Annotated in this window: 1 protein-coding gene; it reads right to left on the reverse strand. The window is 54.1% G+C overall.

Annotation, left to right across the window (positions count from 1 at the left end):
• Window positions 1-238 (reverse strand): hypothetical protein (locus JUI58_RS00555; protein WP_204101805.1); only part of this gene is annotated, 238 nt, incomplete at its 3' end.
• Between the last annotated feature and the right edge of the window lie 17 nt (window positions 239-255).

The raw sequence follows: 255 nt of genomic DNA on the forward strand, positions 1-255 counted from the left end.
CTTTGAGGTCGAATTGTGCTTCGGTGAGAATTTCGGTGAGGGTGCGGGCGCGGGAACTTTCGCTGGCTTGGAAGGCGCGGGCATCATAACCTTTATTTGGGTTATTCCGGTGCAGTTCCATCAAGAGGTCGATGTAGAACTGGTAATAGCCTTGGACAGAGGCGAAGTAGGTTTGGCGGAGTTCGGTGGTGGGGGCTTTGGTGCGGAGGTCTTCGAGGATGGCGATGGATTTTTCCATCTCGGTGAGGGCGTTTT

Source organism: Spirulina sp. CCY15215 (assembly GCF_016888125.1).
Classification (GTDB): Bacteria; Cyanobacteriota; Cyanobacteriia; order Cyanobacteriales; family Spirulinaceae; genus CCY15215.